This window comes from Corynebacterium callunae, assembly GCF_046592015.1.
Lineage (GTDB): Bacteria > Actinomycetota > Actinomycetes > Mycobacteriales > Mycobacteriaceae > Corynebacterium > Corynebacterium callunae_A.
The window spans coordinates 1-1,079 of the sequence record NZ_JAWVOB010000026.1 but is presented as its reverse complement, the minus strand read 5'-3'; the positions used below and the strand labels follow the sequence as shown (position 1 = coordinate 1,079).

Genomic DNA, 1,079 nt, shown 5'->3' with positions numbered 1-1,079 from the left:
GTGCCTGCTGGTGGGGTGGATGTTGTCGCTGAGGTGATCGGTACCTCGGGTGCTGGTCGTCCGGTGGTTGGTCCTGAGCGGTTGGCGGTGATTAACCGTGAGTTGGATCGATTAGTTGGTGAGGGTGTTCCTCATCGTGAGGAGTTGTTTGCTCAGGCGGTAAAGCAGGCGCGGTGGCGTGGGGTGGAGGATTTAGCTGCGTGGGTGCGTGGTGAGGTGGCCGCTGTTAATGCTAAGGCTCCGGATCCGGTGGCGGCGTTGTCGCAGCGGTATGTGTCGTTGGGTAAGGCTGATGTTAATGGGTTGGTGCGTATTTCGGGGTTGATTGCCTCGTCGACGGCGGCGTTGTTGAAGGCAGCGTGTGCGCCGTTGATGAAGCGGGGCAGTTTAGTTGATGGTGATCCGGAGGATGATTCACGGTCGTCGTCGCAGCGTTTTGCTGACGCGGTGCATTATGTGGTGGATCGTTTTCATCGGGGTATTTCGGTGCGGGGTCGTGGTGGTATTGGCAGCATTGTGGTGTCGATGACCACTGATGATGTGGTGGCTGTTGAGGAGAGGGGGTTGGGGTATCGGTATCCGACGAATACGGGGTTTAAGTTGTCGTTGGGGGAGGTGTTGTTGTTGGGGGCGGCGAAGTATGACTTTGGTGTGGTGTTGGATGGTAAGTCTGGTCGGGCGTTGCATTTGGGTCGGTTGCAGCGGTCGGCGTCGTTGGAGCAGAAGGTGGCGTTGTTGGCGTCGGAGTTGGTGTGTTCTGCTCCTGGGTGTTCGCGGCCGTTGGTGGATTGTGAGATTCATCATGTGGATCCGTGGGTGCGTGGTGGGTTGACGGATGTGGTGAATTTGACGCCGCAGTGTTTTGGGGATCATCCGCGTAATGATGATTCTCGTGGTGGGGTTAATGGTAAGGGGTTTATGGTTCGGGATGGGGTGTCGGGTCGGGTTGGTCGGCAGGTTGTTGGTGGTGGGGTGGTGTTTAATGACAGTGTTGCTGCGGGTGAGTCTGGTGGTGCGTGGGCGCGGGGGAAGCATCGGCGGTTGGTGGAGGGGGAGTCTGTTGCGCCGGATCCGCCGGA

At 58.4% G+C, this 1,079-nt stretch carries 1 protein-coding gene; it reads left to right on the top strand.

The features are described 5' to 3' along the window. The coding region (locus tag SFC07_RS13235; protein ID WP_411208779.1) for a DUF222 domain-containing protein at positions 1–1,079 on the top strand (1,079 nt) is incomplete at both ends.